General features: G+C 59.8%; 9 protein-coding genes and 2 pseudogenes. 4 read left to right on the top strand and 7 right to left on the bottom strand.

The window, feature by feature from the left end; translation table 11 throughout:
* Nucleotides 1–215: 215 nt before the first annotated feature.
* The 3 genes from QY049_RS13145 to QY049_RS13135 are packed head-to-tail and all read right to left on the bottom strand — an operon-like array spanning nucleotide 216 to nucleotide 2,572.
* Nucleotides 216–1,031: an alpha/beta fold hydrolase gene (locus QY049_RS13145; RefSeq protein WP_194480870.1), complete on the bottom strand. Its 816-nt coding sequence runs from the start codon at nucleotides 1,029–1,031 to the stop codon at nucleotides 216–218.
* A 46-nt stretch (nucleotides 1,032–1,077) separates the two neighbouring features.
* Entirely contained in the window at nucleotides 1,078–1,839 is a 762-nt protein-coding gene (locus tag QY049_RS13140) for an MBL fold metallo-hydrolase (protein ID WP_194480871.1), read from the bottom strand.
* 52 nt (nucleotides 1,840–1,891) lie between these two features.
* Nucleotides 1,892–2,572, bottom strand: coding sequence for an alpha/beta fold hydrolase (locus QY049_RS13135; RefSeq protein ID WP_301269486.1), 681 nt, complete (start codon nucleotides 2,570–2,572; stop codon nucleotides 1,892–1,894).
* A gap of 295 nt (nucleotides 2,573–2,867) precedes the next feature.
* Here QY049_RS13135 and QY049_RS13130 point away from each other — a divergent pair, with 295 nt between their 5' ends.
* Together QY049_RS13130 and QY049_RS13125 are read left to right on the top strand one after the other, a co-directional pair.
* Nucleotides 2,868–3,863, top strand: coding sequence for a GlxA family transcriptional regulator (locus QY049_RS13130; protein ID WP_194480874.1), 996 nt, complete (start codon nucleotides 2,868–2,870; stop codon nucleotides 3,861–3,863).
* A gap of 209 nt (nucleotides 3,864–4,072) precedes the next feature.
* Nucleotides 4,073–4,321, top strand: a pseudogene (locus QY049_RS13125) (phage integrase N-terminal SAM-like domain-containing protein); the annotation flags it as partial.
* Nucleotides 4,322–4,481: 160 nt separating this feature from the next.
* On the opposite strand, the pseudogene QY049_RS13120 reads toward QY049_RS13125, so the two are convergent.
* Nucleotides 4,482–4,850 (bottom strand): annotated as a pseudogene (locus QY049_RS13120) (hypothetical protein); the annotation flags it as partial.
* Nucleotides 4,851–5,116: 266 nt separating this feature from the next.
* A complete protein-coding gene (locus QY049_RS13115; protein ID WP_194480876.1) occupies nucleotides 5,117–5,317 on the bottom strand; it encodes a hypothetical protein in 201 nt (66 codons plus the stop codon).
* A 139-nt stretch (nucleotides 5,318–5,456) separates the two neighbouring features.
* On the opposite strand from QY049_RS13115, the gene QY049_RS13110 reads away from it, so the two are divergent.
* The gene (locus tag QY049_RS13110; protein ID WP_301269485.1) at nucleotides 5,457–5,918 is read left to right on the top strand and encodes a DUF427 domain-containing protein; all 462 of its coding nucleotides are present in this window, start codon (nucleotides 5,457–5,459) and stop codon (nucleotides 5,916–5,918) included.
* Between the two features lie 244 nt (nucleotides 5,919–6,162).
* Nucleotides 6,163–6,492, top strand: coding sequence for a CBS domain-containing protein (locus tag QY049_RS13105; protein WP_246755751.1), 330 nt, complete (start codon nucleotides 6,163–6,165; stop codon nucleotides 6,490–6,492).
* A 141-nt stretch (nucleotides 6,493–6,633) separates the two neighbouring features.
* Here the strand turns inward: QY049_RS13105 and QY049_RS13100 are convergent, their stop codons facing one another.
* A complete protein-coding gene (locus QY049_RS13100) occupies nucleotides 6,634–7,047 on the bottom strand; it encodes a response regulator transcription factor (RefSeq protein ID WP_301269484.1) in 414 nt (137 codons plus the stop codon).
* A 24-nt stretch (nucleotides 7,048–7,071) separates the two neighbouring features.
* The gene (locus QY049_RS13095) at nucleotides 7,072–12,678 is read right to left on the bottom strand and encodes an AAA family ATPase (RefSeq protein WP_301269483.1); all 5,607 of its coding nucleotides are present in this window, start codon (nucleotides 12,676–12,678) and stop codon (nucleotides 7,072–7,074) included.
* Nucleotides 12,679–12,717 lie beyond the last annotated feature (39 nt).

Raw genomic sequence — 12,717 nt, 5'->3', positions numbered from 1 at the left:
GCATCGGTCGTCTCCGAAACCCCGAGACGATCTCTATCTGACTCGTCGTTTTCACGCAGCCAGGGTCAACAGCTCCGTTTTGAGCAGCGGTGGGAGCTTCCGCTTTACCCCCGACCCCGGACATCTCGCCGCAACGCCCTGGCGGAAGCGAAGGGCCAAGAGCTACTTTGCTGTATATCCGCTACCGGGCGCAAAGCGGTCATTTGCAGCGTGCGTCACGTTGCCTGAGCTGCTGTAGCGTCGCTGGATCGAAGGCGTAGAGAGCCGGCGAAATCCAGGAGGATTTGCGCGAGCACGTCCGGAGATTCCAGCATCGATAGATGACCGGTCCCCGGCAGGCGATGAAGCGCGGCGTGGGGGATGCGCGGCAGCACTTCGGCCTGGAGGGTCGCGATGCCGTCCACCCGGTCGAGTTCTCCCCCGATCACGATGGTGGGCACGTCGATAGCGCCGACGAGTGTGGTGATATCCTCCTGGCTCATGATCAGCGGCCAGGCTGTCTTGGCGGCCGATGCGCCCCTGAGGGTGTCCTGCACCACGGTCTCGAGGTCATCCGCGCTCAGCGGTTTGCCGGCCAACACCTCCGTGATTGTGGCGATGATGCTGTCGCGGCTCGCATAGGCGGCGACCATGCCTCGCCGGGCTTCGAGCGGCAGTTGCATGGGCGACGGTGGCGACGGGGCAACGAGGACCAGTCCGGCCAGTCCGATCGGGCGACGTGAGCCGAGGAGCTGCGCGACCTTGCCGCCCATTGAGTGCCCGACCAGGATATAATGCGGCAGGCCGAGGGCATCGATAACACCCTGTGCGTCCGCGGCGAGATCGGCCAGCGTATAGCCGCTCGCCGGCGCGTCGGACTGCCCCCAGCCGCGGTGGTCGGTCGCGATCGTGCGGTATGAGTGCGTTAGCTCGGAGGTGACGTGGCGCCAGGTGCGCGACGAGCCTCCCCAGTAATGCAGGAAGACGATCGGCAGGTCGCCGACGCCATTGTCCTCTACATGAATGTGAATGCCGTTCGAAGCGATTTTCATCGTTCGATTTCCTTTCTGATGGCTAAGAGTGCAGACATCGCCGCGGTCAGTGCGAGGCGTGATGGCAGCAGCCGATGGCGCAGGCGTTCGGTTTGATGGCGGCAAGCTTGTGCGCATGCCGCGCGACTTCGGCGGCTTCCAAGGGACCGCCGTGGCCCATGTAGAAGCGCTTGGCGCCGCCATCGAGCATGCGGGTCAGCTGGCGGGCAACTGCTTGCGGATCATCCTCGAAGGGCGGCCTGATGGCACGCCCGGTTAAGGCGATGCCGCCGATCAGGATGCCGGAGGCGACGAGGTCGCCAACCAGCATGTCCTGCGACGCCAACTCGATCGCAATCGAGCCTGGCGTGTGACCGGCGGTGTGACGAACGATGCCGTCGACGCCGAACTCCCCAAGCTTTAGCTCATCGGCGTTTTTCATCATGATGTCCGCTTCAAACCCTTCATACGGCTCATGTGGAACCGGTGTCTTGAAGAATAGCTTGCCGACCCATCCAGTCGGGCAGTATGTCATCGGCAGCCGCCGGCTGTAGAAGTCCGCATCATCCTGATGCGCTAGGATCGGGGCGCCTGACAGTTGCCGCAGGCGCGCGGCGCTTCCGGCATGATCCGTGTGGGCGTGGGTCACAATGATCAGCTTGATGTCCTTGAACGAAAGCCCGCACTTATTCAGCGCTCTTTCGATCTTGCGCTCGGAGCCGGGGATGCCGGCGTCGATCAGCACGCAGCCGCTTTCGCTTTGGATCAGATGCGCGTTGACCATGCCGAGCGGCAGGATCGGAATGTGAATGATCTGGGTGAACGACATGATGGTCTCTCCTGTGGAGGTATGCGGCTGGCCGCCGTTCATCGATCGCCAGTCAGACGGCGGCCTTCAGGATGAAGTTCGCGACAGCTTCTGGCTTGGACAGCATCGAGACATGGCTGGCGTCGACATGCTCGATGGTGGCGTCCATTCGGGTGGCCATCTTTTCTTGCTCGGCGCGCGGGATGGCGTGGTCCTGGTCGCCAATTAGATAAAAAGTTGGCCGGGCGTGCCATGCGGCCTTGGTGAGCACGCCGCCTAAAGCCGCGCCGTTGATCGGCCCTTGCGTGGCATAGACAACCGCCTTTTCCGCCTCGTCGAGATCCTGGGCGAACAGCTCGAAGACGCCCTTATGCGAGAGCGACAGGAACCCTTCGGCGTCAGGACGCAGCTCGGCGCCGAGTGGCGCGGCCTGGAATTGGGCAAACAGCGACCCGGCCGACTCGCCGGCGTCGGGCGCGAAGGCGTCGACATAGACCAGCCGTTTCACTTTGTCGTCGTTGCCCGCTTCGCCAATCACCGCACCGGCATAGCTATGCCCGACCAACACCACATCGCCCAGGGCCAGCGCGATGGCGCGGCGAACGGCAGCCACGTCGGCCTCGAAGCCGGTGAGCGGCAATTGCACGGCGGTGACTGTCATATTCTTGGTCGCCAGCAGCGGAATAATCTTGTTCCAGGACGATCCGTCGGCCCAGGCCCCATGCACCAAGATCACATTGAAAATCGCGTTCATCTTCGTTCTCCGTGGTTTTTTGCTCGATTGCAGGCGCACGCCGGCAGCCCCCGAATCCGGGTGCCCAACGCGGCTTGCGACCGCAGGATGAGTTGATGCCGGCTGGGGTTCGGCGGGCTGCTCTTGATGAGCGTTGAACCTCGCGCCCGGCCCGTCATCGATCGCAGCGAAACCATCTCCGAGCAACAATCGGCACCCTCGAAAAACTGCCAACGATGTGGGATAAACCGCCGGCGGCCGGTCTCTGGGATCGCGGACGTCAGGCAGACCGCGAACAGGCAGAGGTCGATCCATAATGGCTAAACGGGATATCGCCCTCATCATCCATGATGGCGTGCAGGCGCTTGACGTGGCCGGACCGCTCGACGTGTTCTCCACGGCGAACATGTTCGTCGCCGAGGGCGATGGTTACAACTGTCTGCTGATCGGCGAGGGCAAGTCGCCCGTTCGTACATCGAACGGGATGCTGCTCATGGCGCACCTGAGTTTTGAAGAAGCCTGCCGCCCATTTCACACGGTGCTGGTGGCCGGCGGCCCGGCGCTGCCCGACGCCGCCGCGGACGCCTCCACCTCGCAATGGCTGCGCCGGTGGGGCAATCGGGCTGAGCGATATGGCTCGATCTGCACCGGCGCTTTTGCCCTTGGTCATGCGGGGTTGCTCGACGGCCGCAACGCCGCGACGCATTGGCAAAGCGCCGGCAAGCTCGCCGCCATGTTTCCGACCGCCCGCGTCGAGCACGACCGCATCTACGTCCGCGACGACCGACTGGTGACATCAGCAGGTGTAACGGCGGGGATCGACCTCGCACTCGCTCTGGTCGGCGAGGATCATGGCGCAGCGGTGTCCTTGGCGTGCGCAAAGGGCCTGCTGGTGGTAGCGCAGCGCCAAGGTGGACAGTCGCAGTTCAGTCCGCTGCTGGTGCCCATGAGCGATCCGGTCACGCCGCTCGGCAAAGTACAGGCCTATGTGCTGGAGCACCCCAACGAGCCGTTTTCCGTCGAACGTCTGGCGGTCATCGCCGGCACCAGTGAACGTAGCATCGCGCGCCTGTTCGTCAGCGAACTGGGCGTGACACCACACGATTTCATCGAAGGGGTCCGGCTTGATCAGGCCCGCAACCTGCTAGAATCCACCGACCTTTCCCTAAAATCCGTGGCCTTCGATTGCGGCTTTGCGACGCCCGAGCGCATGCGTGGGGCGTTCCAGCGACGCCTGGGCGTTAGCCCGCTGCAGTATCGCGAGAGTTTTCGAGCGACGTTCAGGGAGACCAGTCAGGATATCACAACCTAGTATAATCAGAAGCCTGGAAAGGACTCGGCTTAACACTGGTGCGCTAAGCGGACATTGCTCGGTTACCCAAGTCTGCAACGGGCCATAGGACTAAACTGCTCGCGCGGTAGGGCACGACGGCCGGCAGCACGGCTGAGAGGATAGCGCAACGAGGCGTCCTGTCTTGAGATGAGGGGTTCGCAACCTTCACCCAAGACAGGAGCATCCCCATGACCGACGAGGCCACGAGCCCGTTGCGGCGGCGCATGATCGAAGACATGACGATCCGCAAGTTTGCGCCGAAGACCCAACATGACTACGTGCAGAGGGTCAAGAACTTCGCGGTGTTCCTCGGGCGATCGCCGGATACGACGAGCTTGGAGGACGTGCGGCGCTATCAACTTCATCTGGCATCGAGCGGCGCCGGTGTAGCGACCATCAACCAGACCGTCTCGACGCTGCGGTTCTTCTTCAAGGTCACGCTCAAGCGCCACGAGATCGTCGAGCACACCCACGTCATTCACGAGCCGCGCAAGCTGCCGGTGGTGCTGAGCCCAGAGGAAGTGGCGCGCCTGCTCGTCTTGCTTGTCATGGCTTCATCCTCTCAGGAGTTGGAGCCTCCGGCAAACCCGGGGCGGTTCAAGCATGGCGAGAGATCTCGAGTCGGATGGACTTGCGGCGATCAGGTTGTAGGTCAGCAGGTATTCTCCGCTCGCGAATCGATCGAGCATCGTGTGGCTCAGGGTGTAAAGTCGCACGTCGGCCTGGCCTCGGTTCGGTCGACGTACGTCCCTGTCGGCGCGCTCGCAGCCTCTGAAAATCTTCGCCGGCATGATGCGACGAACGCGTCAACGGCGTCGTTGAAACCAGCAGGAATCCCTTGGCGTAGGCGACCCTTTCGTACGCCCCGAATTCTTCAGGGGATACAAATTTCATCACGGCGTGATGTTTGCGCGTTGGCTGCGGATATTGGCCGATAGTCAGGAAGTCGACCTCGGCGCTGCGCAATGTGATTTGCGGCAGCTGCGAAGATTGGGGCAGGTATGAGCCTGGGCGATGCCGTGCCGAACTGCGCCAGACAGGCCGCTTCTCAATGCGCGATCTGGGTCAGAGCCGCCCGCATAGTTGGCATTTTCCCCACTTAGTCGAGCTCCGGCGCGCATAGACGCCCCGCCGCTCTCGGGCGCCGGATTAAAGACCGGCCAGTGTAGTGATGGCCGGCCGGGAACGCTCGCCCCCCTCAAACCGCAATGTTGCCCAACGCGCGGATCCCGCTACCTTAGCTTGAGATCGCGCAAAGCGGTTATAATAGAGCGATATTCATCAATGGCTGACTTTGCGAGCGCATGGAGCTCGTTGTGAACTAGGCTACTCACTGCCTGCTCTATCGTTTGAAGATCGACCTCTAATCTTTGCAGTGCAGCCGTCAGTTCGCTAAACGAAGGCTGATGGCTGGCTCCCATCTCGTCGGCCATGACCTAACTCCTCAGGAGTGTTTAAACGCCCGAAAGAGCCCCTCGGATCACTCCCGACAGCCGCGAATGACAAAATACTGATCCAAAATCATAGCGGCATCGTTGTCTTGAGGGTGCGAGTCTCGATGGAGCTAACGCCATGGAATCCGTATGGGATTATCCCCGTCCTCCTCGACTAGAGCCGGTCTCGCAACAGCTCGAAGTCATCTTCAATGGGAAGACTATCGCAATCACCACGCGCGGTTATCGAGTTTTGGAGACGAGCCACCCTCCGGTGTATTATTTCCCGCTCGCCGATGTCGAGGTGATAACTCTGGCGAGCGCGGAAGGACGGTCCTGGTGTGAGTTCAAGGGTCTTGCCTTGTACTGGACCGTCGAAGTCGATGGCAAAATTGCCGATAAGGCGGCCTGGTGCTATCCCAACCCGACGGAGCCGTACTCAGCCATCTCCGGCTTCTATGCGTTTTACGCATCGAAGATGGACCAGTGCAAAGTCGGCGGCGAGCTAGTAAGGGCGCAGCCTGGTGATTTCTACGGCGGTTGGATTACGTCTGACATCGTCGGTCCCTTCAAGGGTATACCCGATAGTAGACACTGGTGAAAACAACCCATGGCAATGTCCCGCGACTTTCGCTCGCAATCTGATCAGACCTAACATTGCAAGGAATTTCGAGTATCTTTCAAGTGAACCATCGTGACGGTGCAGACAGGACTCACCTGGAGAACATCGATGAGCACGGTAAAAAACGCCTTGGCTCAGAAGAGTGGCGCCCTAATCCATGTTCGTTCGGGCGATATGGTCGTCGAAGCCTTACGGCAGATGCGCGACAACCGGGGTCCGATCGGTGCTCGTCATCGACAACGACCTGCTGGTTGGAATCGTGACTCAGGGTGACTGCGCCATCAAAGTGCTGCTACCCGGGCTCGACGCAAAGCAAACGCCGGTACGCCAAGTGATGACGGTCAAGCCCGTGACGGTCAAACCGGACGATCAACTGGCGGACTGTATGGCAATGATGGCTCAGCGTAGTTTCCGTCATCTGCCAGTGCTGGATGCAGGCAATGTCGTCGGGGTGATCTCGATCGGAGATGTCGTCAAGAACATCATCCGGGATTTAGAGCATAACGTGGACGACCTGATGGGTTATATCTTGAAGGATAGCCCCGGGGACTAAGACGAAGCTCGCTATGCCCGAACGCTGTCGAGGTCCGGGTGCCCGCCTATCCGAACCCACTCTCTCCGCCACAGCCCACTTTAAACACAAATCTCAGTGTTTGCGGAGGCGAACCTTGGATGGCGGATGATATGGGTTGCATCACGTAGGATGCAGAGCGAGGCGAATGCAATTGATTAGATTTTCTCGGCTGACCGGCTTGGCAAGCACGCAAATGGCGCCCGCATTGAAAGCTCGCGTCCGCGTCTGATCATCCGCGAACGCCGAAATGACGATAGTTGGAATGTTGTGGCTCGCAGCGGCCAGGCGGTGCTGTAACTCAAGGCCGGACATGCCACCCAACCGAACGTCTGTAATCAAACAGGTCGTCGCTTCTAGCCGGCCGCGAGAGAGGAACTCTTCTGCTGATGGATAGCCGTCGACCTCGAAACCCAAAGCGTCGAGGAGATCCTCCAATGCTTCCAGAACCGTTGGGTCGTCATCCACACACGAAATCAAAGCTGACTCGGTCACGAGGCTTTCCTTCAAACTCCGGCATGCCGTCGGGCGCGCCATCTTCTACTTCCATACGCGACGCGGTTAGACCGCAGAAGGATCGACAGACGCGAGACTTGCCGCCACCGGGATTTCAAAAGTAAACTTCGTGCCGCTGGGTTGCCTCGGCTCGGCCCACAGACGTCCTCCATGTTTCTCGACAATCGACCGACTGATTGCCAGGCCCATCCCCATACCTTCAGGCTTGGTAGTGAAGAAAGCGTCGTAGATTTTGCTCGAGCTACCTGGATCAATGCCTCGACCCGAATCCTCAACACCGATCGCCAAGCATCCTGCGATTTCTCGCGTTTCGATTCGCAACAGTCTTTTTTGATCAATGACATCAGCCATGGCGTCAATCGCATTGGCGACGAGATTGAGCACGACTTGCTGGAACTGGCCGCGGTCGCCCAACACGCTGACCATCCCTTGAAGATCGACATCCAAAAGTATGCCTTCTTTGCGGATTCTGGCTTGCGTTAAGTCAATGACCTCGCGAATAGCTACGTTCGGCTCGAACTCCAGGCTTTCCGAAGGAGCTTTCTTGAGCAACGCACGAATGCTCTTGATCACCTCGCTTGCACGATGGCCATCTCTTATTACTCGCTGTGCGGCTGCTCGCGCCTTTTCGACCTCCGGAGGGCTCTTCTCGAGACGAAGCATGCAGGTTTCTCCGCTCGCGACGATCGCCATCAAGGGTTGATTAAGCTCGTGCGCGATGGAAGCTGCGAACTCGCCCATAGTCATGCGCCGTGCGATGTTCTCCAGATCGGCTTGGGCCTTGCGCAAGGCTTCATCCGTCCGTCGCTGCTCCGTCAGATCCTTGCAAATCGATGCTGTGCCTCTTCTTTCTCCGGTTGTGCTGTCGATGATATAGAAGAGATTTTGCAATACGGGGATCGGCTCATTCGTCTTGAAATGTCTCAGATTTCGCTCTCCGGTCCACCGGCCGTCTCGCTCCAGGGCGGGGAGAATCTCCCTCAAATATCTGTCGTCTTCTTCCGCCGGCCTCAGGTCGCTGATCTGAACTCGGGAGACATCCGCGTCCAGCTCGATACCCACCATGCGCCTTCCACCTGCGTTGATGTAGCCGTCACGCCCCTTTGTCGGCAGATAGCCTATGAAGTCGCTGCTGTTCTCGACCACCGAGACCAGCATCTGCATCTCATCGTGAGATGCCTGGAGACGGTCTTGGGTCGTCTTGAGATCGGCATACAAGCGGGCGTTCTCGAGTGCGTTGGCTGCCTGCGAGGCCAATGCGCGAAGTACCGCGGTGCGCTCCGGCGTGAACGCGTGCGTTGTCAGGCGGTTTTCCAGATAGAGCGCCCCGATCAGGCTCGATTGTTTCGTCAGGGGTAGGCACATCAACGAGCGGATGCGCTGGCTGCGGATGTAGGCATCGGTGGCGAATTGACCCTCCATGGCATCGTCCAATAGAACAGTTTGTTGGGTCCTCAGGACATATCGCAGGATCGACTGGCAAAGTTCGTTCGGAGAGGAAGTCTCGTGCTGAAGCTCTACCCTTACGACCCCGCCCATAACTCGCGCCTCGGCCTCGATGCGGGCATCCTGGCTGCCCGACAGTATCAGCAGCCCGCGGTCGGCTCCGGCATGTTCAAGAGCAATTGCCATAATCCGCTCGATCAGGCGATCGAGGACGATCTCGCCGGATACCGCGAGCGACGTCTTCATGATCGCCGTGAAATCCAGATGCTCCGGCGTGTGCTCGGCTCGCGCCTCCTCAGCACATCCTCGCTTTGTCGCGTCCGGATCGAGCTCTTCGAGCTGCCTGACCTTCGGCATTGCGCCCCACTGTTTGTAGCCGGCGAGGGCCCTCCTCAAATATCCCAGCGCCGCGGTGTCGGCTCCCAAGGCCCGATAGAATTTACCGGCTAGTTCGGCGGCGATCGCCTCGTGCTGAACGAAGCCGTTCTCATGAGCCGACTGGATGGCGACCTCGTACAACTTTATCGCTTCACTCGCTTTTCCACGAAGGCGCGCAATTTCGGCCGCCAACAACGCCTCGCGGTGTGCTTGGTTTTCCTGGCACCCTTTCGACCACCTTGCGATCCGCGTCCGATGAGTCTCGATCGCCTCGATGTAATCTTGGCGCTCTGACAGCGGAATTCCCTCGTAGGCTGCAGTCAGGGTCAGGGCGCTGTAGAAATGGTACTCGCCGATCTCCAGAAAGTGCTCGGTCGACCAGACAAGGCCTTGAGCGTTCCGCGCCGCTGCAAGAGCTTCCGACATTTCTCCCGCCATGAAGTGCTGCTGCAGCTTGCAGATGTGATATCTGGCCGCTCCTACGGCGGAATGGGCGCCGGCCTGCATGAGGCGCCGCTCGAACGCGAGTTCGCTGCCGTCGGCCTCCGGAAACAGACCAACGTCTGTACGTTCACCTCGAAGCGAACGAACGAGGAGCAACTGGGCGACCAGAGAGTCGATCGCAAGTCCGAACTTTGCACCCCGCATCGACGACAGAGCCGTTTCGAGCTCCCATTCGACCTCCGCAAGGGGGACACCTGAAACCAACAGATTGGCCACTAGGCTTCTGACGCTGTAGGCAGCGTACGTCAGGTCGCCCGATGCCGAAGCCTCTTCGATGGCGCGCCTGAGCACCTCTCGGCTCGACGAATAAGGCCGTGCCCAAGGAAGCACGAGAGCTCCGAAGAAGGTGTGCACTTTGGCCTTGAAGCGGTCCAAACCGCGCTTATCCACGAGATCGCAGCCGAGCTGGCCGAATCTGAATGCCGCTTCATAGTCGTCCTGACGCAATCCCAGCACGATGCTGAGAAGAGCATAGGCGCAAGCCGAAGCGCCGCAATTGCCGTGCGCCAGACTGAGATTGGTCATGCGAATGACCGACAGATAGAAAAGGTTGTTGTCCGTGAAAGAGGCTGGCGCGAGAAAGTCCGCGAGCACGTCGATGGTCGCAAGCAGTTCGGCGTCCTGCAGCAATGGGAGATCAATCATCTCCTCGATCCTCCGCTCGCCGAGCAGACGCCACATGCTCGAAAGGTCCCGGTCCACTTCCTCGTCTGAGGGATGCGGAGACCATCCTATCCCGGCGTGTCGCAGGTATTCGAGACCGACGGCTATGGCGCGGTCGATCCTGTCGATTGTGGTATACAAGATCATGCGCAACCGAGCGACCGCCGATCGATCGGTCGCGGATCGCGCCACGCCCGCTAGGCGGTCCAGTCGCGTCGCCGCCGCCTCGTGATCGCCGGTCAGGATTTCGCATTCCGCGCGGTTCAATTCGAGCTCGAAGTTCAAGCTGTGATTTGCCGGCCCTATTTCGACAGACTGAAGCGCCATGGCGCCCGCAGTGAAATATTGCAAGGCCGCCGCATACGCCGTGGATGCCTTGGCACGAATGCCGGCGGTCAGATTGAAGCGGGCGACCTGCTCGCGCTCCGAGGACGATTCGATGAGATGTGCGGAACGATTGTACTGCTCCACGAGATCGAAGATCTTCTCGTCCACCTCTTGCTGGGAAAGCGCTCGAGCGAGCACTCTCGCCGTCCGGAGATGCTGATGGGCGCGCTCCGCTTCCGGAATTGACGAATAGGCCGCTTCTTGAATCCGATCGTGGACGAAAGAATATTTTTCGGCCACCACCGACACGAACTCGAGTCGCACTGCTTCCCAAAGCGCTGCCTCCAGCACTCCACGCGTATCTTGGTACAACGCAGAAAGGGTATCTGCACGCGCACCGTTGCCGATGCAGGCCAAATGCCTCAAGGCTTTCTGCACGTGACCGGGCAACCTGTTTAATCTTCCGACCATGAGGTCGACGACGTTGTCGGTAAACCTTTTGCGTGCGATTTGCCCTATGTCCCATGTCCACCCCGCTTTTTCGGCCGAGAATTCAAGCAATCCATCGTGCTCCAGCGAGGTGAGGAACTGGATCACAAAGAAGGGATTGCCGCCGGTCTTCGCGTGCACCAGCTGAGCCAACGGCCGTGCGCGCTGCGGACCACACCGCAGTGCGCCGGCAATCAACGCAGTGAGGTCTCCGAGCGCGAGATTTGCCAACCAGAGACGGCGAATCGGGACCTTCGATTCCTCGATATCTGCGAGAGTTGCCGTCAGGTGATGGTCGGAGCCTACTTCATTGTCCCGATAGGCTCCCACGAGAAGCAGGTGCCCCAATTCGTTTCGCGAGCAGAGAATCCTGAGCAGGTCGAGGGTGTCCGGATCGCTCCAATGGAGGTCATCGAAAAAGATGACGAGAGGATGATCGGACCGCGCGAAAGCGCCGATGAACCGGCCGACCAATGTCTGAAACCGGAGCCGTGCATCGTCGGGCGACAAATCCGAGGCCTGCGGCTGTTTACCGATGATCAGCTCGAGCTGTGGAACCAGACGGATGATGGATTGAGCATTTTGGCCGAGAGCCTCCATGAGGCGGCTCCGCCAGCGCGCTAATTCGTCGTCGTTCTCACCCAGCACGGCTTGGACCAAATCCCGCAGCGCTTGCGTCAGAGCGCCGTATGGAATATCGCGCTTGTACTGGTCAAACTTGACCCGCGCGAACAATCCTCGGCGGGTAGCGATGGCTCTGTGAAGCTCGTTCACGGCCGACGACTTGCCGACGCCTGGGCCGCCTGACACCAGGACCATTTCGGTCGAGCCGCCCTCGGCGACTCTTTCGAAGGCATTGATTAGTGCATCTACATCGGATTGTCGGCCGTAAAGCCGTTCAGGAATGAACAGACGATCCAAACCGTCGTTCTCGCCCGGAGAAAAGGCGTCGACCCTCTGGTGGGACTGCCAATCCGCTTGGCAACGTCGAAGGTCGGCCAGAACACCGGAAGCGGTCTGGTAGCGGTCCTCGGCATTCTTGGCGAGTAGCTTCATGATGAGGTCGCCGACGGGGGCGGGTACGCCATCGATTTGCACCTCAGGTCGGAGCGGCTGTCGGGCGATGTGACAGTGGATCCATTCAACGGCATCAGCTGCCTCGAACGGTAGGCGTCCGGTGAGCATCTCGTAGAGGGTGACGCCCATAGAGTAGAGGTCGCTGCGGATATCTACCGACCGGTTCATTCGACCGGTCTGTTCAGGCGCTATGTAAGCCAACGTGCCCGCAATGCTATCGACCGAAGAGGCTACACGTCGCTCCCGCGTCAAGCGCGATGCGATGCCAAAACCCATGACGCGAACGATATCTTTTTCGTCCACCAACAAGTTGGTAGGATTGATGTCTTTATGGATAATGCCAGCCAGGTGTATCTGCCGAAGCGCTTCCGCCAAGTTCACAGAAAGCCGGAGAAAAGCAGAGAGTTCGAGAGCTTCGCCAAGACGTTCGTCGAGCGGCATGCCACCGGGGTCGTCGAGTATGAGCGCCGGACCTTTTTCGCCCCGAACCAACTCGATCGGACACACCGCCCAAGCCGAATCGAGGTCACTAGCAATCGCAAATTGGTTTTCGAGCCGCTTTAATATTTCGGTGCTCGGCGTCGCGCTACGCGGCCTCAGAACGAGGACTGGGCGCTCATCCGAAGACCGTCGTCCCCTCAGCAGCGTGAAATCGTCGTCTTTGTCAATGATATAAAGTACATAGCCGGGAAGATCACTCAGTAGCGCCCCCTCTAATTCCGCGTGGTTGACCGTCTCGGCACAACCCTTCTGGCAGCGGAACTGCATGGCGAGCCTTCCTGCGACGGCCAATGACAACCTCGCGGA

The sequence above is a fragment of the Bradyrhizobium sp. WYCCWR 13022 genome, assembly GCF_030435535.1.
Taxonomy (GTDB): domain Bacteria; phylum Pseudomonadota; class Alphaproteobacteria; order Rhizobiales; family Xanthobacteraceae; genus Bradyrhizobium.
This window is presented reverse-complemented; position numbering and strand designations above follow the sequence as displayed.